We start from the raw sequence: 20,972 nt of genomic DNA, 5'->3' as shown, positions 1-20,972 counted from the left end.
ATAAAGATCACTAAGCCTTTGTTGACCTTGGCGTTTCATTAAAATGCCGCTTGTACTCGCGACTAAACTGTGATGGGCTCGTGTAACCGACCATTCTCGCTGCATCATTAACACGTCTCCCCTCTAACTGGATCAATTCGCGCGCTTTGTTAAGTCGAACTTTCTTAATATATTGCAACGGAGATTCAAGCGTGACATTGCGAAATGCTTGATGGAAAGCAGACACACTCATGTTGGCTTCTTCAGCCAATGCTTGTACGTTCAACTGTTCATGATACGCTTGATGCACGCGATTTAGTGCTTTAGCGACCCTCGCGTAAGAACCTTCTTGATGTGCTAGGTCAAATAAAACATACCCCTCTTTGCTCACCAAAGTACGATACACAATTTCCTCAAGAAGCAGCTCGCCAAGCATGATGACATCAAGCTCGTTACACATTGCTTTCATTAACCGCTTGCACGCATCCAACATACCTTCATTCATACGTACCGACTTAAGGCCGCAACGGGTTGCATCCAGACACTTATTACTGAATTTCTCAGCCTCTAATTTTTTAACGAGTTTATGAAGAAGCGTTGGCGAAATATCTATCGAAATGCCAAGTAAAGGCTCATTGTTTGTCGCAAACGCTTCGCACTCTAATGGCATGGGAACCCCGACAACAAGGTAATCTTCGGGCCCATATTGCACTGGTGTATCACCAATATGAATGTTCTTATGCCCTTGACCCAATACGATGATGCCGGACTGATAGACAAACGGCTGGCGATGATTCCCTTTGCTACTACGATAAAACCATACGCCATCTATCGCTGTTTTCTTCATACCTTCTAGGTCATGCAGCCCCTGCTTTTCAACATATTGCTGCATGATATCTGCGAGAGTGTGCATTAGAGTGCTCCATCAATGACCAACGAGTTTGGTCTCTATTATCGTTTCGAGCACTATACTTCCTCTCGACTTTAACTTTCTAGCTCAAGAGCATTAATTTTGTAGAAATAGGCAAATTATTTGCAGAAATCGACCTGTTAACGATCGTTAATCAGGACTAATATGCATGTATTCAATCTCCTTCACAGGAAGCAAGAGGGCTAATAATGAACTTTTCTTATGTAAACCCAACCAAGATTTTCTTTGGTCAAAAACAAATCGCTGCAATCAAAGAAGCTATCCCATCCGACCAAAAAGTTTTAGTGGTATACGGTGGTGGCTCCATCAAAAAAAATGGCGTGTACGACCAAGTAGCAGAAGCTCTTGAGGCACATGAATGGCTAGAGTTTTCAGGTGTTGAACCAAACCCAACCAAAGAAACACTCGATAAAGCAGTCGCAATGGTAAAAGAGCATGGCGTTGACTTTATTTTAGCGGTAGGTGGTGGTTCAGTCATCGATGGCTCCAAATACGTAGCAGCGGCATCAAAGTATGATGGTGATGGTTGGGATATCATGATTGGTAAGCACCAAGTCACTGAAGCGACGCCTCTAGCTGCAATTTTGACATTGCCAGCAACAGGCTCAGAGTCAAACATGGGCGCAGTTATCACTAAAAAAGAAACTCAAGACAAACTTCCGTTCATGTCTCCAGCAGTGCAGCCAAAATTTGCCGTGTTAGACCCAGATGTAATGAAAACACTGCCAGAACGCCAGCTTATCAACGGCATTGTTGACGCATGGGTGCATGTATGTGAGCAATACTTGACGCTTCCTACCGGTGCAATGGTTCAAGATGGTTACGCAGAAACACTGCTGAAAACCTTAAAAACACTCGGAGAACAGTTTGCGGAACGAGACGACGATATGTGGCGCGCAAACTTAATGTGGTCTGCTAACCAAGCATTGAATGGGTTAATTGGTAGTGGCGTTCCACAAGACTGGGCGACACATATGATCGGCCATGAATTAACCGCTCTATGGGGCGTTGATCATGCGCGTTCTCTTGCAATTGTCCAACCGTCGTTACTTCGTAACCAAATGCAGTTTAAGCGCCCTAAGTTAGAACAAATGGGTCGCAACGTATTTGGTCTTGAAGCAGGTGAGGATTTAGCAGAGCGCACAATCGAATCTATCGAAGCGTTTTATCATCAACTTGATGTCGCAACTAAGCTCGAAAACTATGGTGAGAGCCGTGAACAAGCTATCGATGCCATCATTGATCAACTAAACAAACACGGCATGACTGTTTTAGGTGAAAACCAGGCGATCACACTTGAACGTAGCCGAGAAATCTTAGAGTTAGCTGTCTCATAACTGCAACAATTCTTCACTGCCCTTCCTAGGGTTTAACGGTATTGTGACTTAACAGTCACAATACCGTTTTTTTATGCTATTTTGTAAGCCGCATCACGTTCAAAACGAGGAGGCTTCTAAAAACAACGATTCCCTCCAGACAAAAAATCGGCCGTGTTGGTTAGTAAAGAGACAACTGTCCAGCTTTGCACAAATAAAAATAATTGAGATCAAAGAACGAGTTAACTCGTTAATTAAGTTTTGATTTGTTGTAGTGATGTACTACATAATTTTGTCTGTTCGAGAAAACACTTTATGTGGCTAGTTGTTGTCGTATTAGCATTCATACATATCATCAGTATCCGTAAAGGCTCTAAATGGCTCTTTTACGTTTCTAAACCATTACCAGTGCTCTGTATGCTTGGTATTTTAATTCAGTCTCCGGCTTACCCAATGCCATATGCGCATTGGATTTTGATTGGCTTATCGCTCTCGTTGCTTGGTGACGTGTTATTAATGCTCCCTAGAGACAAGTTCATTACAGGATTAGTGCTCTTTTGCTCTGCCCATCTCTCCTATAGTTATGGTTTTGCCATCATGTCAGCGTGGCATTTTACACCTTGGCTCCCAATTGCCTTGTTCGGACTCGGTATATGCGTCTACTGGTTGTTCCGACCGGATCTCGGTAAAGAAAAACGGCCAGTTACTAGTTATATATTGGTACTGATGACTATGTGCTGGGCTTCGATCGAGTATTATTTGAGTGGGAAAACACAATCCTCCTCTTTTGCAGTGCTCGGAAGCTTTATCTTTATTATCTCTGGCATCGTATTGGCTTTCGAACGCTTTGGAGGACGGTCAATATTTTCACGACAAGTTGTCATGGTGACCTACTATTCTGCACAGACACTAATGGTTATGTCTGTTGTTGCGATTGTTGTTCGTTATCCGTATCTCGTTGAACTGAGTTAGTCATACTCTAGACTACACCAACATTAAAGAAACATGGATGTATCTTGTAAGCGATCTGAATAGAGTCTTAAAATCATCGCCTAAACATTAGCTTATTCTTAATGAAATTACGCGCACAACTTGCTATTGTAAAAGGATATTTTTCCGTTATAGCGTGCCCCTTTGAAAGAGAATACTCCCGTCGTTGAGTTTAGCGACGTAAATAAGTGGTATGGCGATTACCACGCTCTAAAAGACATCAACTTCTCCGTGCATTCTGGCGAGATCGTCGTGGTGTGTGGCCCTTCAGGTTCCGGAAAATCAACGCTCATTCGTTGCATCAATCATCTTGAATCGATTCAAGAAGGCCAGCTTCATGTGTTCGACCAGCCTTCTCACGCAAAATCTCTCAAGCCCGGTAAAATCGGCATGGTGTTCCAACACTTTCACCTTTTTCCTCATTTGACTGTACTGGAAAACCTCACCTTAGCGCCGATTCGCACACACAAATTATCAAAACAAGAAGCTGAAAAACGCGCAAGACATTACCTAAAGCGAGTCAATATTGAAGAGCAAGCGAGTAAGTATCCTATCCAGCTTTCTGGCGGTCAGCAGCAACGCGTCGCGATTGCCCGCTCCTTGTGTATGGAACCGGATTTACTCCTGTTTGACGAGCCAACTTCAGCGCTTGATCCGGAAATGATCAACGAAGTGTTGGATGTCATGGTTGAGCTGGCTCAAAGCGGAATGACGATGATTTGCGTCACACATGAAATGGGATTTGCCAAAAAAGTAGCGAACCGCGTGGTATTTATGGACGAAGGCCAAATCGTGGAAATGAACTCTCCAGTCGCCTTATTTGAGACACCACAGCATCCACGAACCCAAGCATTTTTGAACCAAATTTTAAGTTACTGATGATAGTTCGCGTAATCAAACCTGTCCTTCAAGCTTTACTGCAAATGACGCTCCTCTTCATCGCGATTGTGTGGGTGTTGGACTCTGGTGCCGACGCTATGGGCTATCAATGGCAATGGGAGCGCGTACCTGATTACATCGCTTTTTATGAAGATGGCGAATGGTGGCCGGCAGAACTTATTGATGGGCTATTGGTCACGCTTAACATCTCGGCTATTAGTCTATTTTTTACCTTAGTATTAGGGTTGGTTACCGCGTTACTAAGGCTTAGCGATTCGAAAGTCGGCAATGTTATTGGTACCACTTATGTCGAAGTAATACGTAACACGCCGTTGTTGGTGCAAATCTATTTACTCTACTTCGTGTTTGGCCCCGTGATTGGTTTGGACCGATTCAGTACCGCCGTTTTGGCACTATCCCTTTTCCAAGGTGCCTACACCGCGGAAATATTCCGTGCAGGTTTAAACAGTATTCCTAAAGGGCAATTCGAAGCAGCACAAACTCTCGGAATATCAACGCTTTACACCTACAAAGACGTAATTTTGCCTCAGGTTTTACAGCGCACATTACCGCCATTAACCAATGAAGTGGTTTCTTTGATCAAAAACTCTTCCATTGTAAGCGTGATGGCGATTTTTGATCTAACAACACAGGCACGCAACATCGTCTCAGAGACGGCGATGCCGTTCGAAATTTGGTTTACCGTGGCAGCAATTTATCTTGCTCTCACTCTGTCACTTTCTGGCTTGTCTGCATGGCTAGAACACAAACTCGGAGCCAGTTGGCGCAAATTATAAGGAGATAACATGAAGTTATTCAAAGCGACCATTACTGCATTATTAGGGCTAGCCATCGCTATGCCTACAATCGCGAAAGAAGATGTCGCCACACCCAATGTAGATCAAATCAAAGAACGAGGCACTTTGCGCGTTGGTATGTCAACATTTGTACCTTGGGCAATGCGTAACAAGCAAGGTGAGTTAATCGGTTTTGAAATCGATGTTGCCAAACGCTTAGCACAAGATTCAGGTTTGAAAGTGGAATTCGTACCAACTGCGTGGGATGGCATTATTCCCGCATTACTGGCGAAAAAGTTCGACGTGATCATTGGTGGCATGTCTGTTACGCCTGAACGTTCCAAAAGCGTCTTGTTTACTGCGCCCTACTCGCACTCAGGCGTTCAAGTAGCAGCAAACAAAGAACTCGCCTCTGGTTTTAGCGAATTTTCGGACTTTGACTCACGACGCATAAAAATAGCGGCCCGTCGTGGCGCATTCACCGTTCAAGTCGCCAGAGAAACCTTCCCGAAAGCGAAGATCCTGCAATTTGATGACGACGCGCAAGCGTTCCAAGAGGTACTGAATGGTAACGCCCACGCGGTCATTGCTTCTAGCCCAAAACCAGAACATGAGACAGTGAAACACAGCGACAAACTATTCCTTCCATTCTCTGAGCGACTATCACAAGGCAACGAAGCCTTTGCAGTTCGCTTGGGGGAAGAAGATAAAAAGGCCTTTTTCAATAAATGGATTGAAGCAAGAACCCAAGATGGATGGTTAAAACAACGTTATGAATACTGGTTCTCGACATTAGATTGGCAAGATCAAGTCGCGCAAGGCCAGTAATCTAAATGGCTCGTGGACGCCGCGAGCCTATACTCTCCAATCATCCATTTTACTTTTCCATAACTTATCGGAGTCAAATTTTTGGGCGAACACACTACCACTCGCACAGCACCCGCGAAATCCAGCACAGGCTACCTTTTACCGCAATTAAACACACTAGACTGGGTACTACTTGTTATGTGCGGTATCGGTGGTGTTTGGCTGTACCATCGGTCCGCTGTTGGTGTGCATTATTTGTGGCAGTGGAAAGAGGCGCTTGAATTACTTTTCACGCCTAGAGCAGGTGGTGGTTTGCCCTACTTCTTCCAAGGTTTGATTTCGACGTTAAGGCTCAGTATTTGGGGCATCAGCTTCGCATTAGTGTTTGGCACTTTGTTAGGCTTAGCACGCTTCTCTCGTTCCGTTTGGTTGCGCACACCTGCCAATGCGTTTATCCAGTTAGTGAGAAACATCCCTCCGTTGGTGTTTGTTTTTATTTTCTACTTTTTCATTTCTAACCAATTGATCCCGTTACTCGGTTTGGAAGATCTTCTACGAAACTACAACGGCGAACCAAATGCACTACAGCGCTTTCTGTTTGGGCCTTCAAACCTTTGGGAAAACCTTGCCTCTGGCGTGTTATGCGTCGGCTTACTCTCTTCTGCCTACATTGCAGAAGTTGTGCGCGGTGGTTTACAAAGTATCGACCAAGGTCAGTGGGAAGCGGCTGACTCATTGGGCTTGTCTCGATGGGTGAAATACCGATTTGTTATCGCGCCACAGGTGCTTAAATCAATAACACCTGCACTTGCCGGTCAAACAATCTCTTTGGTGAAAGACACCTCTATTGTTTCACTGATTTCGATACAAGAAATAACGTTTGTTGGGACAGAGATGGCAAATTCATCAGGGTATATATTTGAAATTTGGTTGATTGTCGGCCTTGCTTACTTCTTAATCTGTTTTGGTCTGTCACTTATTTTCCGCCATATTGAAGCAAAATCGGAAGCCATTTCAAATTAACTCAACCGCATATGTAATTAGGCACATTTGATTCTTCAAATCAGAATTGCACCCTGTTACATTGGCAAGATGCTAAATTTTCGGCGTTTTTCATGGAGTTAAAGAATCAATCCGACTACGAGCGATACATAAAACAAGATAATCTTGGTGAATATTACGTAGTTCTCAATCAATTCACTTTTCACAGTGTTTATCAGCCAATTTTTGATAGACGCCAACGTATTATTGGTATGGAAGCCTTACTGCGTATTCGTGGCATTGATGGTTCCCTAATTCGTCCTGACGTGTTTCTGGCCAATAATGGTCTTGATCCCTACTTTCGCTTATGTGTAGAGTTTTTATCCAGAGCAATGCACATTCGAAATTTCGCACGCTATTTCGCAGGGACGCCGATCAAACTGTTTCTTAACGTCATGCCTCAAACGCTACTCACACTAACCAAAGACATGGGCTTTAAAGATAACGGCCTGCTTTACAAACGCCTTTCCGAACTTGGTATGAGCCCATCAGACGTAGTTTTTGAAGTAGTCGAAGAGTCATGCGGAGATACGGATTTATTAATCAAAGCCGTACAGTTAATGAAAGCAAATGGTTTTATCTTTGCTATCGATGATTTTGGCGCCCAACATTCTGATATCGCACGTGTTCAGCAGCTCTGCCCTGACATCATCAAAATCGATCGTTCCTATTTACTAGACTACTGCGCCGGAGAAACCTTTTCCATACATAGCGCCGTTGATCTAGCGGATCATATGGGAGCAAAAGTCATTATAGAAGGGGTTGAAGAAGACGTGCAGCTACAAGCTATGTATCAACTTAATTTGGATTATTACCAAGGCTTTTACTTAGGAAAGCCTTGCGCCATTCATCACTGGACAGATAGCCTAAACATCGAGACGACAGTGCATTAACACTACCCACTTACAGCACAGTGAAACCAAAAAAGCGCCGATATAATATGCTCGGCGCTTTTTAGTTTTACTCAGATGTCACTTATTTAGTTAAGCGTTCATTTCCCTAGAAAAAATCAATAGAATTACGTCCACTCTTCGGATCACGAGTGGCTTGCGGTTTGTCTTCTTTTTTGCCTTTCTTAGCAGACTGAGACAACGCTTCTTTCTGCGCTTTACGCTCTTTATGTGCCGCTTTACGGCCTGTTGATTTAGGCCCAGAGGCTTTAGGTGACTTACTTTGACGAGACTTATCTTTACGAGAAGACTGCGCTTCTTTTTTCGCTTTCTTTTCTGCTTTTTGCTCTGCCGTTTCAGGTTCGGTTACTGGCGCATCGCAAACCACAACATAATATTCCTGGTTAAACTCAAAAAAGTCACCATCATACATCTTGCGGCGCTTACGTGTTTCTAGTTCACCATTCACCGCGACGTAGCCTTCCTCGATGATATGTTTTGCTTCGCCGCCACCGCTGACCAAGTTTGCGATTTTAAAAAGCTTGTACAGTTCGATTGGATGCGCATCAACATCGATGCCAATCGCTTCGATCTCAATCTCTTCGCCTTCTAAATACTCTTCGTGGTCGTAATCTTGGGTCATGTTACTTACTCTTACTATTTGATGCCCTGAAGTTTAAACGCAATGCTTAAAAATAGAAACCTCTGCCGATGTTCAATCACCGATTCGCCTTGGCATTTGAGCACCTCTTAACCCATTTAACTTGTCGCTTGTTAGCTTGTATACCGATGCGTAGCTCAAACGAAGCTGCAATTACGCAACCTGAAGGTATATACTCTCTAAGTTATTGTTGAAAAGAGCGAATACTTTGTCTCAACCAAGTAGAATTACCTTTGTCACTGCGAACTTGTTTAATTTTGTCGCACCGCCTAACGCCTACTATGATTTCGAGAACATATACTCGTTAGAGCAATGGCGAGACAAACTTTCGTGGACGCAACGTCAAGTTGAAAAACTGGAAGGCGACGTGATTGGCTTACAAGAAGTATTCAGTATCGAGAAGACCCAGGCATTCTTTTCAACCATCGGCTACCCCTACTTTGCGACCGTTGACACCCCACATGTTGAGGATGAGTACATTTACTCAAGCCCTGTTGTGGCAATCGCCTCTCGGTTTCCAATAGAAAAAGTACAAGCGGTAGAGTTTGACTTAGCAACGCTTGAGCCTTTTGGAGTAAGTGTTGCTCCAGAGTTCAGTCGCAAACCTATCTATGCCCAAGTAATACATCCTGTACTTGGTCATATCGCCGTTTACGTAACGCACCTGAAATCTCAACGCCCGGCCGACTCAGAACAACCAGAAACGTCTAGCACGATTATTGGGCGCTGGTTATCCACCCAGCAAAGAGGCTGGGAAGCAGCGATGTTAAGAGACGCGATGCAAAAGAGGTATCGAAAAGAACCAATGCCGACAGTGTTAATGGGCGATATGAATCAACCTATTACTCCTATCAGCGTTAACAGCGCATTGGTATCCAATACTGGTGACAGCGTCACTGAATTACAACTCAAAGATGGTTGGTTATTGCAAAGTGACACCCTGAAGGATGAACGCCCAGCCACGCACTATCATTTTTCCACTGGGAATGTACTCGACTATATCTTGCTCTCACAAGAGTTTGATACCTTATCAGATATATCGGTTGCCGAGGTTGTTGACTATCAGGTGTCTAACCAACATCTGATCAACCCGATTTATGACAGAGATAAAAACGCCAGCGACCACGCATTTGTGGCGCTGACTGCTGAAGTAAAGCTTTGAGCAACCTATTTAGTTACTTAGTGACGTTTCACAATTTTACGCGGGATAAGTTCTACACCAGGCTTGTAACGCTTGGCGGAAGCGTTGAGTGCTAACTCCATTGCGCTGTCCGCGATCAACTCAAACTGTTGAGGCAAAGAGTTGATTTTCACAGGCAAGAAGTCCAGCAGTCGATTATCACCAAATGTTGCTAAACGCACCTTTCCCATCAGTTCTGGTTTTTCTAGCATTACATCCAACACACCTTCTAACAGTGTATATGACGTTGTAACAATGGCATCTGGCAATGCGTTCTCTGTTAACCACCTCTCTAAGACTTTCTTGCCTTCTTCCCGGGAGAAGTGTTGTCCATAACCCACTGTTGCCGTTTTACAACCTTGTTGAGAAGCAGATAGAAAACCGAGCTCACGCTCTTTTGAGACTTGAAGATCTTGCAATGCACCGATTAAGCCAATGGACTTTATATCCTCGGACAGTACTGACTGAGTGAGTTCAAGTGCGGCATCAAAATCTTCGCTGATGACACAACAAAAGTGCTCATCATCCATTGGACGGTCTAGCGCGATAACTGGCGTACCAGAATTTTGCAACTTAAGATAATACTCGTTTGCAGTGGGCATACCACTTGCCACAAACAACGCATCAATACGACGACTGACTAATGCTTCCGCCACCTTTTGCTCTGTATCAGGATCATCATCAGAGCAGCCAATCAAAATTTGGTACCCCGCTTTCCGAGAGTTTTGCTCTATCAGCTTTGCAAGACGCGCATAACTGGTGTTCTCTAAGTCTGGGATGATAAGCCCAAATGAGCGTGAATTACCTGCCCGCAAGGAAGACGCCGCATGATCTGGCTTATAATTGTACTCTTCTACAACGGCCATCACCTTTTTCTGAGTCTTCTCGCTGATGCGGTATTTCTGCGCTTTTCCGTTAATCACATAGCTTGCAGTTGTCTTAGAAACACCCGCTAATTTGGCTATTTCATCCAGTGTCATATTCTAAACCTTATTCTGTGCGCGCGATCATATTAATACATCAACGATCTTTCGATAAGTTGAATTATAAGCTGAACCGATTCAGTATAAAAGCTGAAAGGATTCAGCAAAACTTAAAAATTGACGTAAATCACCCGAACACGCAACAAACCAATTTGTGAGCTAGGCTATAGGACAGCGGCAAAGGCTCGTTTGTTAACGTCAGTTTTTAAAACAGTTTTTCTGAGTCTTTTAAAAAATTTACCAACAAGCTGAATCGATTTAGCTTGAAAGATAAAAGGTTTGAGGATTGAGTAAGCGCTCAGAAGAAGCGGCGTTCAAATTCTCACACAGAATACATTTTTAAATTGATACCTTAAGGCTGGAGAAGCACCATGCTTAAGCTAAATAAGAACGACATTACCCTCTCGCAATCAGCGACAGATAAGTTTGAAGCAATAAAGAGTATTGCTCATAGCCTGACTGATAAAGGCCTAGTTGAACACGGTTACGTTGAAGGCATGCTAAACCGTGAAAACCAAAACTCTACGTTTTTGGGGAACGGTATTGCTATCCCACATGGCACGACTGACACTCGCTCAATGGTGAAAACAACGGGTGTTGCTGTGCACCACTTCCCACAAGGTGTCGACTGGGGTGATGGCAATACTGTGTTCGTCGCTATCGGTATCGCAGCTAAATCTGATGAGCACCTTGGCATTCTTAAACAGCTCACCAAAGTGTTAGGCGCAGATGGCGTAGAAGAGCGTCTGCGTAATGCAAAAAACGAAGACGAGATCATCGCCCTACTGCACGGTGATGTTCAGCTTGAAGCAGACTTTGACGCTTCTTTAATTCAACTCATGTTCCCTGCGAGCGACATGCTACAGATGAGTGCTGTTGCTGGTGGTCTGTTAAAAAATACGGGATGTGCTGATAACGAATTCGTTGCTGATCTCGTTACCAAACAACCAACTCACCTAGGTAATGGCCTGTGGTTAATTGGCAGTGACAAACATGTCACTCGCACAGGCGTGTCATTTGTCTCGACGGCAAACGACTGCGAATATGAAGGTCAAAAAGTGCGTGCACTTGTCGCGTTCGCAGCATGTAACAATGCTCACCAATCTATCCTAAAAACGCTTTCTAATATTGTGTTTAACAATGAACACGGCAAGCTTTTAGATGCATCAGTAGAACAGATTCTTGCTTTGTTCAAAGGTGAAGAAGTCACAGCTGCATCTTCAGAAGAAGGCAATACCGCTGTATTTAAAATCAAAAACTCCCACGGCCTACATGCTCGTCCGGGGGCAATGTTAGTCGCAGAAGCGAAAAAGTTTGAATCCACTATACGTGTTGCCAACCTAGACGGAGATGGAAAAGCAGTAAACGCGAAGAGCCTAATGAAAGTCATCGCGCTGGGCGTTAAGCACGGTCACCAACTTCAATTTACAGCAGAAGGCCCTGATGCGCCGCAAGCCTTGGAGTCTATCGGAAATGCAATCGCTTCTGGCCTTGGTGAAGGTTAAGGATCCGATATGACAAAAAAAACAAATAAGGTTGTCACTATTACGCTCAACCCAGCATTGGATTTAACAGGTTCAGTAAATGAACTAAACGTTGGTTCCGTGAGCTTAGTACAGCAAAGCAATCTCCACGCTGCTGGTAAAGGTGTCAACGTAGCAAAAGTATTGAGCGATTTAGGCGCAGACGTCACGGTTACCGGCTTTCTCGGTAAAGATAACCCTGAGCTATTTCATCAGCTTTTCAATGACATCAACGTTAAGAATGAATTTGTGGAAGTAAAGGGTGCCACTCGTATCAACGTTAAGCTGGTTGAGGCCAATGGCAACGTCAGTGATATCAACTTCCCTGGCGTTCAAGTAGCGGCCGACGAAATTACTCGCTTTGAGGAGACACTATTTCGTCTAGCGGAGACGCATGATTACTTTGTACTTGCAGGTAGCTTACCTGGAGGCGTAACCGCCGAACAATGCGCTGCATGGATAGAAGCACTGCATCAACAAGGCAAAAAGGTGTTGTTCGACAGTAGCAAAGCCGCATTGAAGTCAGGTATTGAGGCTCACCCATGGTTGATTAAGCCTAACGATGAAGAACTTGGTGATTTTGTTGGCGAACATCTAGCAACACCTGAACAATGCCAAGCTGCAGCGCAAACACTGAGCGACAAAGGCATAGAAAACATCGTGGTTTCTATGGGACCTGACGGTGTTATGTGGCTCAACCAAGGCGAATGGCTTAGTGCAAAACCGCCTCGAATGAATGTAGTGAGCACCGTTGGCGCAGGCGATACGCTGGTCGCTGGCTTGTGTTGGGGCCACATGCAACTGATGCCTAAAAACGATTTATTGCGCTTCGCTACGGCACTTTCTGCTTTGGCAGTTAGTCAAGTTGGCGTAGGGCTAACCAGTCAGGAAGAACTGGAAAATATCAAGCGACAAACTGAAGTTAGCGCGCTTTACCCTATTACAAACTTAGAACAAAACTAAGGAACAGAAGGTTATTGTATGAATATTGCCATTATTACTGCCTGTCCAAGCGGTGTAGCAAATAGCATCCTTGCGGCAGGATTACTAGAACAAGCCGCCGCAAAATTAAACTGGAATGCCAAAATAGAATGTCAATCAAGTGTGGTTGAACCAACACTATTGACGGAAGCTGACGTTGAACAAGCAGAAGTCATTGTCATTGCGGCAAATACTAGCGTCGACACTTCTCGTTTTGTAGGAAAAAAGGTTTACCAAGCGGAAATTAACGAAATAGCAAAAGACGCAACTGCGTTTCTCCAGCAAGCGGTTGAAAACGCCACTTTACTTGAAAAAGCAACCACACTTGCAGCCCCTATCACTGCAGATACAACATCAGCAGCGAAGAAAATTGTTGCAATCACCGCTTGCCCTACTGGCGTTGCGCATACCTTTATGGCGGCAGAAGCTTTAGAAGAAGAAGGCAAGCGTCGTGGCCATCAAATCAAGGTGGAAACTCGTGGTTCAGTTGGCGCTAAAAACCAACTGACTGAGCAAGAAATTGCAGACGCCGATCTGGTGATCATTGCTGCCGATATTGAAGTGCCACTTGATCGCTTTAACGGCAAAAAGATGTACCGCACGAAAACAGGCCCAGCTCTGAAAAAAACAGCCGAAGAGATGGACAAAGCATTCGAGCAAGCCACTGTGTATCAGCATTCTGGTTCAGCTAACTCTTCATCTACCACCGAAGAGAAAAAAGGCGCTTACAAACACCTAATGACGGGTGTTTCGCACATGCTTCCTGTTGTCGTTGCAGGTGGTTTGATCATCGCACTATCTTTCGTGTTCGGTATTGAAGCATTTAAAGAAGAAGGCACACTAGCAGCAGCCTTGATGAACATTGGTGGTGGCTCTGCATTCGCATTGATGATTCCTGTACTTGCTGGCTATATTGCGTTTTCAATCGCTGACCGTCCTGGTCTGGCTCCTGGTCTTGTTGGTGGTATGCTAGCAAGTTCTACTGGCGCAGGTTTCCTTGGCGGTATCGCGGCTGGTTTCATTGCTGGTTACGCAGCGAAACTCCTCGCAGATAAGGTGAAACTGCCACAATCGATGGAGGCGCTTAAACCGATTCTGATTATTCCATTTGTGGCAACATTGTTCACCGGACTTGTCATGATCTACATCGTAGGCGGCCCAGTTTCAGGCATCATGAACGGCCTGACTGACTTCCTAAACAACATGGGATCTGACAGTGCAGTACTACTGGGTATTATCCTTGGCGCAATGATGTGTTTCGACCTAGGAGGCCCGGTAAACAAAGCCGCTTACGCATTTGGTGTTGGCCTTTTGGCTTCACAAACTTACGCGCCAATGGCGGCAATCATGGCCGCAGGTATGGTTCCTGCGCTAGGTATGGGTTTAGCGACCTTCATTGCGAAGAACAAATTTGAACAAAATGAACGTGAGGCAGGTAAAGCATCATTTGTCTTGGGCCTTTGTTTCATCTCTGAAGGCGCAATTCCATTTGCTGCGAAAGATCCAATGCGCGTGATTCCATCTTGTATGGCAGGTGGCGCGCTTACTGGTGCCCTATCGATGCTATTCGGTGCGAAATTAATGGCACCACACGGCGGTCTATTCGTGCTGCTAATTCCTAACGCAATTTCACCAGTATTAATGTATTTAGTGGCTATTGCAGCAGGTACAGCGGTAACTGGCTTTACTTACGCATTCTTAAAAAGCAAAGCAGAAGCGAAACAAGAAGTCGCAGCTTAATTAGAGCGACTCCGGTTAACAATGCCACCCTCGAATTTGGCATTTAGCACCTCCCTTTAATTCCGGTTAAGGGAGGTGCTTTTTATTCCGCAGCCGGAACGGCTACAATGTCTACTTCCCCACTGCTCATATCCACCGTTGCTTGATAAGCGCTATGCGGGTCACCGTAGTGCTTGAAGGTAAAGTGGTAAACGTTAGCTGGCGTCCACAAGGTTTTTGATTCTGCGGGCAGAATGTCATAGCCGTCTTGCTGATAAAGCTCTGTCGCCATTACATTTGCGATTGCCGCCTGCTGGTTAGCGTCTCGATCCACCTTTGGCTCTAGTGACGGGTTACTTGGATAAGACTCACCGTTGTAACTCATGAGTCGATATGAGCCATTACTCCAAACGATAAAGTCCTGCCAACCATTACTGTAACTGTCGGCTAGTACAATAGGCGTGCGAGTTACCGACATTCGATTAATAACGTTTCCCTCATTATCAAACATATATGCAGAGCAGCCACCACTACCACAGAAATAGCGATCTTGAAGCAACACTATGTGTTCTGCCTTTCCGTCGCTGTTTAGGTCGGCGCTACCCGATAGATAACGTAGATTGTCTTGCTCGAGCGACAGCCCTTCAGGGGCTAAAACCTTACTATCAATCCAACTGGAAATGACTTCAGCACTAACACTGTTGACTTTAGGGGCAGGTTGTTTGGTTTCTGTCGGCATGCTATCCGTCGCGGTGCAGCCAACCAAGGTGAAAGAACCAACGAAGAAGAGTCCGTTTAATATGCGCTTATTCATGTAATCTCAATCTTTGATGTGTCGTTACATCAGTATACGCATGATTTGCATTGTAATCGTAAGAAAATCATTAAAATCAAGCAAATGAATGGTTTGGTATATATTAGTAAGATCAAAAAAGCCCCGAAGAAAACCTTCAGGGCTAGGCAGGAAGCTGGCAAATAGCCAGGAGTCCCTATGCAGTGGTCGGTTTTACCCTAAACAGAATTGCAAACATCACTGGCACCACTATCAGTGTCAGTACAGTAGCAAAACCAAGACCTGCCATAATCGTTATTGCCATCGAGCCAAAGAAGGCGTCGAAGACCAGTGGAATCATCCCCAAGATAGTTGTTAGGGCAGCCATACTTACCGGACGAACGCGGCTTATCGCACTATCGACAATCGCGAGGTAAGGATCTTTACCTGACTCCAACTCAAGGTTAATTTGGTCAAGCAACACAATACCGTTTTTCAAAATCATGCCACTTAGGCTTAACAAACCAAGGAATGCTGTAAAACTGAACGGCATGTTCGTGGTAAGCAAACCAAAAGCAACGCCAATGATCGCTAACGGAACGGTGAACCAAATGACCAACGGCTTTTTGATTGAGTTAAACAGTAAAATAGTAATGATGAACATCAACAAGTAACCCATCGGCAATGAACCGAATAGGCCTTCTTGTGCATCTTTGGATGATTCGTACTCACCACCCCATGTGATTTCGTATCCTTCTGGAACATGCAATGCCATCACTTTAGGCTGTACACGAGCAAATAAGCTTGCTGCCGTGTCGTCACTCAACACATCATGGTCCGCGAGAACGGTTAACGTACGCTTACGGTCACGACGCTGAATTAGCGGCTCACTCCAATCCAGTTGAACGCCATCAATCACTTGATCAACCGGAATATACGTTTGCAACGAAGGACTCCAAATGGTCACGTTTTGTAGTGATTCAAAATCTACGCGTTCTTCTTCAGGAAGGCGTGTCATAATTGGCAACGTATGTGTACCATCACGCAAGTAACCTAAGGTGCTACCACCAAACGCCATTTGCAGTGTGCTTGAAAGATCTTCTTTCGAAATACCTAAGCGACGAGCTTTAGACTCATTGAAAGCGGGTACAAGTTCCTTGGTGCGCTCTCGCCAATCGTGACGAATGTTTCGAGCACCAGGGTCGGTATGAAGGATGTCTTCAACTTGCACCGCCAAGTCACGTAAAACTTGTGGTTCAGGGCCAGTAATACGCGCTTCGATCTTAGACGCTGGTGATGGACCAAATTCCATCAATTTAAACTGGAACGTAGGCGCATCAAATGTTTTCGCCAGATTCGCATCTAACTTATGTAGTAAACCAAACATTTTCTCACGATCAGTCGCGCGAACTTGGAACTGCGCGTACGCTTCGTAACTTTTTTCTGGTTGATAGGTTAAAGCAAAACGCTGTAGGCCCTGCCCAATCGAAGCAGAAACAAAGTCAATATCATCTTGCTGACGAATGTAGCTTTCGACCTCTTCAGCTTTTTTAATCGTTTCACGGATGTCAGTACCCTCTGGCATCCACATATCCACGTAGAACATCGGCGTATTCGATGGTGGGAAGAACTGCTGTTTTACATTACCAAATGCCACGACAGCACCCACTAATAGCGCCACCATGCCAGCAACGGTAAGCCAGCGGAATCGCAATGCAAATTTCAGTGATGCCCCAAATACGACAAACAACCAGCCTTTATAAGGATCATCTTCACTAGTACCCTGCTCTTTGTTTTCCTCTTTCAACAAAAGATCGGCAAGGAAAGGCGTCAGTGTAATAGCGGTAATCCAGCTTAAAAATAGTGAGAAACACAGCACCCAGAATAGAGAGCCCATGAACTCACCTGTCGCATCTTGCGACAAACCGATAGGTGCAAAAGCCGTAATTGCAATAACAGTTGCGCCCAGCAAAGGCCATTGTGTTTGCTTTACAATATCGACAGCCGCTTGAACTTTGGTACGCCCTTTCTTTAGGCCAACCAATATGCCTTCCACGACAACAATCGCGTTATCAACCAGCATACCTAAGGCAATAATTAACGCGCCAAGAGAAATACGATGCAGTTCGATGTTGTTGTAATTCATCAAAATGAAGGTACCAAATACCGTCAATAACAACACAACTCCAATGATGACACCACTGCGTAAACCCATAGTAAACAGCAACACAATGATTACGATCGCCACTGCCTCCGCTAGACTAATTACAAACGCTTTAACAGATTCATCCACCTCATTGGCTTGGTTGTAAAAGTAGTTCATATCGATGCCAGCAGGCTTGATAGACTCAAGGCTCGCGAGCTCCGCATCCAAACGTTCACCAACCTCAACCACGTTCACACCCGATGCAAACGAGATACCGATATTAATCGCTTTTTGACCGTTAAAGAGTACGACGTTGCTTGGCTTCTCTTGAATACCGCGAGAAATCGTTGCTACGTCTTTTAGACGAATTAGATTTCCTGTGTCACGGCCATGAATGATCAGATTTTCTAGTGCTTCTACAGTGTTTAAGGTGCCGCTTGGGCGAATAACAAGGCTTTCGCCATTGACCATCACTTCACCTGCTGAAACCACATTGTTTTGCTGGTTCAACAAGCTCGAAACCACATTCATGTCTAAGTTCAGTGCAGCAAGGCGATCAAGTGAGATCTCAACGAATAGCATTTCTTGCTGATCGCCCGTGATGTCTACCTTACCAACACCATCAACAAGCTCGATTTCACGGGTCAGGTAATCCGCATAACGTTTCAGCTCTACATAGTCGTAATCGTCACCAGTGAGCATTAACATCACGCCATAAACGTCACCGAAATCATCAATGATCTGTAAAGACTGAACACCTTGAGGCAATGATGGTCGTAAATCATTAATTTTACGGCGCATTTCATCCCAAATTTGCGGCAGTTCATCAGGACCATAGTCCATTTCCATGCTCACCGTTATTTGAGACATACCATTAGAAGACGTAGAGGTAATTTTGTCGATATAAGGGAGTTTTCGAATCTCTTTTTCTAGAGGATACGTCAGCTCTTCTTCAACTTCTTTTGACGTCGCGCCAGGGTATGTTGAGATGATCATGGCATCTTTGATCGTAAATGCCGGGTCTTCTAATCGTCCAAGCTCCAAAAATGACGTTAAACCACCAACAGCAAGGATAATAATGAACAACCAGCTGATGACTTTGTTTTTTATTGAATACTCAGCAATGTTCATTATTGGTTATTCTCCACAACATCCACATGTTTACCTTCGCGTAATTTACGCAGATTTGAATTAATCAGAATATCGCCCTGGCTAACACCTGACGACACAATGGCTCCATTGCCATTCACTTGAGAAATCATGACAGGCACTCGTGTGACAATGTCACCTTCTTTTTTCCACACAAAGAACTCATTCCCTTCACTGCCTGCTTGAAGCGCCGTAACAGGAACACTGTAACCATCAATAGAGGTAATGCCCGCCTTCACCATATCGACCAAAACGCTTACGCTGGTTCCCGGCAATATCTCTGTTTTTGGCTGTGGCATCGTCAAGTACATTTCGTAGGTTTGAGTTTCAGCGTTGGGTTCACTTGTGTGCTCTAAATAGTCCAAAGTAAATCTGCCATCGATGCCGGAGAAGGTTGCTCTAGGCTTGTAGCTCATGCTGTCTGAGTTTGGGTCTACCATCGCTAAAACATTGTCGGAAAGCTCAATACGCACGTAAACCAAATCGTTTTGGTATAGGTTTAACACGGGTTCACCAATTGCCACACGCTCAAAACGTTCTTTGAAAACATCGGATACTTTACCGGCGAACGGGGCGAATAAACGGGTGTAATTCAATTGATTGGTCGCGTTATAGAAAGTAGCCTCAGCTAGCTCTTTATTGGCGGTTAGCTCATCAAGTTCCGCTTTTGAAATCATTTGACGTGCATGCAAGTCTTCACCGCGTTTAAGCTGACGAATTGCGAGTGTGTATTGTGCTTCTGCGTCATTCACGGCTTGCTTCTCTTTGCTATCATCTAGCTTTGCGATCATTTGCCCCTGCTTCACAACGTCACCCGCTTTAACCAATACGTGCTGAACTTCCCCAGCGCGGCGAAATGCCATTGGCGTTTGCTCTGCAGGCACTACTATGCCTTTGAACGCGCGATGTTGACTTTGTACTGGTGCATCCACCGAGATAGTCGACACAAAAAGTGGCTGCTTGACGATAGCTTGGTTTTCATTTTTGCACCCTGTTAAAACTGCAAGTGCAATCGCAGAGATCGTAAGTAGAGAACGTTTCATTAAATGCCTCCCTCACGAACCCAAGCTTTCACCACTTGTCCTTCAACCAGTCTCTCAACACCAGCAATAACAACGTAATCATTGTTATCAAGCCCGGCTTTCACACCACCTGCTGCGTCAAGTGACACAGTGACTTTATTGACCTGCTGCGTGCTTCTGTCCATTACCCAAACTTCACCTTGCGTCCCATTTTTGTTGACCCAAGCAGACTGAGGTAACGTCATCGCGTCCGATACATGTTGTTTAGCAATGTGTACCTGCCCAGTCATACCTGTCAGCAAATTGCGATCTTCTGGTCGAGTGATGGTCACGATCGCCTCATAACTATTGGTATCGATGTTTGGCTGCGTCGAAATTTCTTTAAATTGCCCAGGGATACGTTTTCCTGGCTCGCTATCCATCGTCACCCACATATCGGAGTTTTGCAGTGACTCAAGTGATACAGATTCCGCATAACTTACTGGCAAGGTGAAAGATACATCCAACGTCGTGTTATCAATGAGATTCAAGATCTCCTGCTTCTCTGCTACTACTTGAAACGGGTTGACATAGGTATATGACACAATGCCATCAAACGGTGCGTGAATTTTGGTATAGCTCAAATCGGTTTTAGCTTGTTCGTAGTTCGCCAATGCCGCTTTATATTGAGTTTCTTTCTGATCGTACTCATCAGTACTAATGAGTTTTTTTCCGTAAAGGTTTTTCGCGCGGTCCCATTGTGTTTTCGCTAACGCGTACTGCGCTTGAGCGGCATCTAACGCAAGCTGAAGATCTTTAGGGTCTAACGTTGCGAGCACTTCACCTTTTTGGACTTTTTGACCCATGCGTACACGTAATTCATCAACCTCTCCACCAACCTGAAAAGAAAGCTGCGCGCGATGTGTTGCATCAATACGCGCTAAAAAGGCGTGCGAGTCTTCAAGTTCTAGGTCTTTCACCGCCAGTAATTTTACAGGTTTGATTAAAGGTTCAGACGGCTCAGAAATGGCTTTATTACACCCAGTTAGCATCCCAGAAAGACTTAATGTCACCACTGCGCCAACTAAAGTGCGCTTTAAATATTGTTTTCGCACCCGCTTTCTCCGTAGGTTTTATATATTACACAGCCGTGCAGTATAAGCAGAATTTGAAATTGATCAACATATTTTCCAGGTGGATAGCAAATTAATTAGTCAAAGCGTTCGG

At 44.7% G+C, this 20,972-nt stretch carries 18 protein-coding genes; 11 read left to right on the top strand and 7 right to left on the bottom strand.

The window, feature by feature from the left end; genetic code table 11:
* Positions 1 to 10: 10 nt before the first annotated feature.
* On the bottom strand, positions 11 to 892 hold the full coding sequence (locus R7M72_RS01970) for an AraC family transcriptional regulator (protein WP_005386077.1): 882 nt from the start codon (positions 890 to 892) through the stop codon (positions 11 to 13).
* A gap of 206 nt (positions 893 to 1,098) precedes the next feature.
* Between R7M72_RS01970 and R7M72_RS01965 the strand changes: the two genes are divergently transcribed.
* The 7 genes from R7M72_RS01965 (at position 1,099) to R7M72_RS01935 (ending at position 7,633) form a co-directional block, all read left to right on the top strand.
* On the top strand, positions 1,099 to 2,247 hold the full coding sequence (locus R7M72_RS01965) for an iron-containing alcohol dehydrogenase (RefSeq protein ID WP_047103556.1): 1,149 nt from the start codon (positions 1,099 to 1,101) through the stop codon (positions 2,245 to 2,247).
* Positions 2,248 to 2,541: 294 nt separating this feature from the next.
* A complete protein-coding gene (locus R7M72_RS01960) occupies positions 2,542 to 3,198 on the top strand; it encodes a lysoplasmalogenase (RefSeq protein ID WP_318056008.1) in 657 nt (218 codons plus the stop codon).
* Between the two features lie 162 nt (positions 3,199 to 3,360).
* Positions 3,361 to 4,095 carry an amino acid ABC transporter ATP-binding protein gene (locus tag R7M72_RS01955; protein WP_017820955.1) on the top strand — a complete coding sequence of 245 codons (735 nt, stop codon included), beginning with the start codon at positions 3,361 to 3,363 and terminating at the stop codon, positions 4,093 to 4,095.
* Complete coding sequence (locus R7M72_RS01950) at positions 4,095 to 4,892, top strand: amino acid ABC transporter permease (RefSeq protein ID WP_136977122.1); 798 nt, start codon at positions 4,095 to 4,097, stop codon at positions 4,890 to 4,892. Before R7M72_RS01955 ends, R7M72_RS01950 begins: the two co-directional genes overlap by 1 nt.
* A gap of 9 nt (positions 4,893 to 4,901) precedes the next feature.
* Positions 4,902 to 5,720, top strand: a complete 819-nt coding sequence (locus R7M72_RS01945; protein ID WP_136977124.1) for a transporter substrate-binding domain-containing protein — start codon at positions 4,902 to 4,904, stop codon at positions 5,718 to 5,720.
* An 81-nt stretch (positions 5,721 to 5,801) separates the two neighbouring features.
* Positions 5,802 to 6,722 carry an amino acid ABC transporter permease gene (locus tag R7M72_RS01940; protein WP_318056007.1) on the top strand — a complete coding sequence of 307 codons (921 nt, stop codon included), beginning with the start codon at positions 5,802 to 5,804 and terminating at the stop codon, positions 6,720 to 6,722.
* A 92-nt stretch (positions 6,723 to 6,814) separates the two neighbouring features.
* Positions 6,815 to 7,633: an EAL domain-containing protein gene (locus R7M72_RS01935; protein ID WP_017820958.1), complete on the top strand. Its 819-nt coding sequence runs from the start codon at positions 6,815 to 6,817 to the stop codon at positions 7,631 to 7,633.
* Between the two features lie 106 nt (positions 7,634 to 7,739).
* Here R7M72_RS01935 and R7M72_RS01930 read toward each other — a convergent pair whose 3' ends face one another.
* On the bottom strand, positions 7,740 to 8,273 hold the full coding sequence (locus R7M72_RS01930) for an RNA-binding S4 domain-containing protein (RefSeq protein WP_005376400.1): 534 nt from the start codon (positions 8,271 to 8,273) through the stop codon (positions 7,740 to 7,742).
* A gap of 226 nt (positions 8,274 to 8,499) precedes the next feature.
* Between R7M72_RS01930 and R7M72_RS01925 the strand changes: the two genes are divergently transcribed.
* Complete coding sequence (locus tag R7M72_RS01925; RefSeq protein ID WP_025767799.1) at positions 8,500 to 9,453, top strand: endonuclease/exonuclease/phosphatase family protein; 954 nt, start codon at positions 8,500 to 8,502, stop codon at positions 9,451 to 9,453.
* Between the two features lie 17 nt (positions 9,454 to 9,470).
* Here the strand turns inward: R7M72_RS01925 and cra are convergent, their stop codons facing one another.
* A complete protein-coding gene (cra, locus tag R7M72_RS01920; protein ID WP_065275272.1) occupies positions 9,471 to 10,451 on the bottom strand; it encodes a catabolite repressor/activator in 981 nt (326 codons plus the stop codon).
* 374 nt (positions 10,452 to 10,825) lie between these two features.
* Between cra and fruB the strand changes: the two genes are divergently transcribed.
* Genes fruB through fruA form a run of 3 tightly spaced genes read left to right on the top strand, consistent with a single transcriptional unit; the run spans position 10,826 to position 14,698 of the window.
* Positions 10,826 to 11,959 carry a fused PTS fructose transporter subunit IIA/HPr protein gene (gene fruB, locus R7M72_RS01915; protein ID WP_025767801.1) on the top strand — a complete coding sequence of 378 codons (1,134 nt, stop codon included), beginning with the start codon at positions 10,826 to 10,828 and terminating at the stop codon, positions 11,957 to 11,959.
* 9 nt (positions 11,960 to 11,968) lie between these two features.
* Positions 11,969 to 12,940, top strand: a complete 972-nt coding sequence (gene pfkB / locus R7M72_RS01910) for a 1-phosphofructokinase (protein WP_065275271.1) — start codon at positions 11,969 to 11,971, stop codon at positions 12,938 to 12,940.
* Positions 12,941 to 12,958: 18 nt separating this feature from the next.
* A complete protein-coding gene (gene fruA, locus R7M72_RS01905; RefSeq protein ID WP_017820962.1) occupies positions 12,959 to 14,698 on the top strand; it encodes a PTS fructose transporter subunit IIBC in 1,740 nt (579 codons plus the stop codon).
* A gap of 82 nt (positions 14,699 to 14,780) precedes the next feature.
* Here the strand turns inward: fruA and R7M72_RS01900 are convergent, their stop codons facing one another.
* From R7M72_RS01900 to R7M72_RS01885, 4 genes are all read right to left on the bottom strand, one after another.
* Positions 14,781 to 15,491 carry a hypothetical protein gene (locus R7M72_RS01900; protein WP_005376411.1) on the bottom strand — a complete coding sequence of 237 codons (711 nt, stop codon included), beginning with the start codon at positions 15,489 to 15,491 and terminating at the stop codon, positions 14,781 to 14,783.
* Positions 15,492 to 15,666: 175 nt separating this feature from the next.
* Positions 15,667 to 18,726: an efflux RND transporter permease subunit gene (locus R7M72_RS01895; protein WP_064354753.1), complete on the bottom strand. Its 3,060-nt coding sequence runs from the start codon at positions 18,724 to 18,726 to the stop codon at positions 15,667 to 15,669.
* Positions 18,726 to 19,787, bottom strand: coding sequence for an efflux RND transporter periplasmic adaptor subunit (locus tag R7M72_RS01890; RefSeq protein ID WP_258641991.1), 1,062 nt, complete (start codon positions 19,785 to 19,787; stop codon positions 18,726 to 18,728). The genes R7M72_RS01895 and R7M72_RS01890 overlap by 1 nt, the downstream gene beginning before the upstream one ends.
* A complete protein-coding gene (locus R7M72_RS01885; protein WP_017820965.1) occupies positions 19,787 to 20,860 on the bottom strand; it encodes an efflux RND transporter periplasmic adaptor subunit in 1,074 nt (357 codons plus the stop codon). Before R7M72_RS01885 ends, R7M72_RS01890 begins: the two co-directional genes overlap by 1 nt.
* Between the last annotated feature and the right edge of the window lie 112 nt (positions 20,861 to 20,972).

Origin of the sequence: Vibrio sp. YT-18 (assembly GCF_033337345.1) — a bacterium.
GTDB lineage: Bacteria > Pseudomonadota > Gammaproteobacteria > Enterobacterales > Vibrionaceae > Vibrio > Vibrio alginolyticus.
This window is presented reverse-complemented; position numbering and strand designations above follow the sequence as displayed.

What these genes read in the sequence shown, in the direction of transcription:
- R7M72_RS01970 (WP_005386077.1), bottom strand. Translation starts at nt 892, where the DNA reads ATGCACACTCTCGCAGATATCATGCAGCAATATGTTGAAAAGCAGGGG.
- R7M72_RS01930 (WP_005376400.1), bottom strand. Translation starts at nt 8,273, where the DNA reads ATGACCCAAGATTACGACCACGAAGAGTATTTAGAAGGCGAAGAGATT.
- R7M72_RS01945 (WP_136977124.1), top strand. Translation starts at nt 4,902, where the DNA reads ATGAAGTTATTCAAAGCGACCATTACTGCATTATTAGGGCTAGCCATC.
- R7M72_RS01895 (WP_064354753.1), bottom strand. Translation starts at nt 18,726, where the DNA reads ATGAACATTGCTGAGTATTCAATAAAAAACAAAGTCATCAGCTGGTTG.
- pfkB (WP_065275271.1), top strand. Translation starts at nt 11,969, where the DNA reads ATGACAAAAAAAACAAATAAGGTTGTCACTATTACGCTCAACCCAGCA.
- R7M72_RS01900 (WP_005376411.1), bottom strand. Translation starts at nt 15,491, where the DNA reads ATGAATAAGCGCATATTAAACGGACTCTTCTTCGTTGGTTCTTTCACC.
- cra (WP_065275272.1), bottom strand. Translation starts at nt 10,451, where the DNA reads ATGACACTGGATGAAATAGCCAAATTAGCGGGTGTTTCTAAGACAACT.
- R7M72_RS01950 (WP_136977122.1), top strand. Translation starts at nt 4,095, where the DNA reads ATGATAGTTCGCGTAATCAAACCTGTCCTTCAAGCTTTACTGCAAATG.
- R7M72_RS01935 (WP_017820958.1), top strand. Translation starts at nt 6,815, where the DNA reads ATGGAGTTAAAGAATCAATCCGACTACGAGCGATACATAAAACAAGAT.
- fruA (WP_017820962.1), top strand. Translation starts at nt 12,959, where the DNA reads ATGAATATTGCCATTATTACTGCCTGTCCAAGCGGTGTAGCAAATAGC.
- fruB (WP_025767801.1), top strand. Translation starts at nt 10,826, where the DNA reads ATGCTTAAGCTAAATAAGAACGACATTACCCTCTCGCAATCAGCGACA.
- R7M72_RS01890 (WP_258641991.1), bottom strand. Translation starts at nt 19,787, where the DNA reads ATGAAACGTTCTCTACTTACGATCTCTGCGATTGCACTTGCAGTTTTA.
- R7M72_RS01960 (WP_318056008.1), top strand. Translation starts at nt 2,542, where the DNA reads ATGTGGCTAGTTGTTGTCGTATTAGCATTCATACATATCATCAGTATC.
- R7M72_RS01965 (WP_047103556.1), top strand. Translation starts at nt 1,099, where the DNA reads ATGAACTTTTCTTATGTAAACCCAACCAAGATTTTCTTTGGTCAAAAA.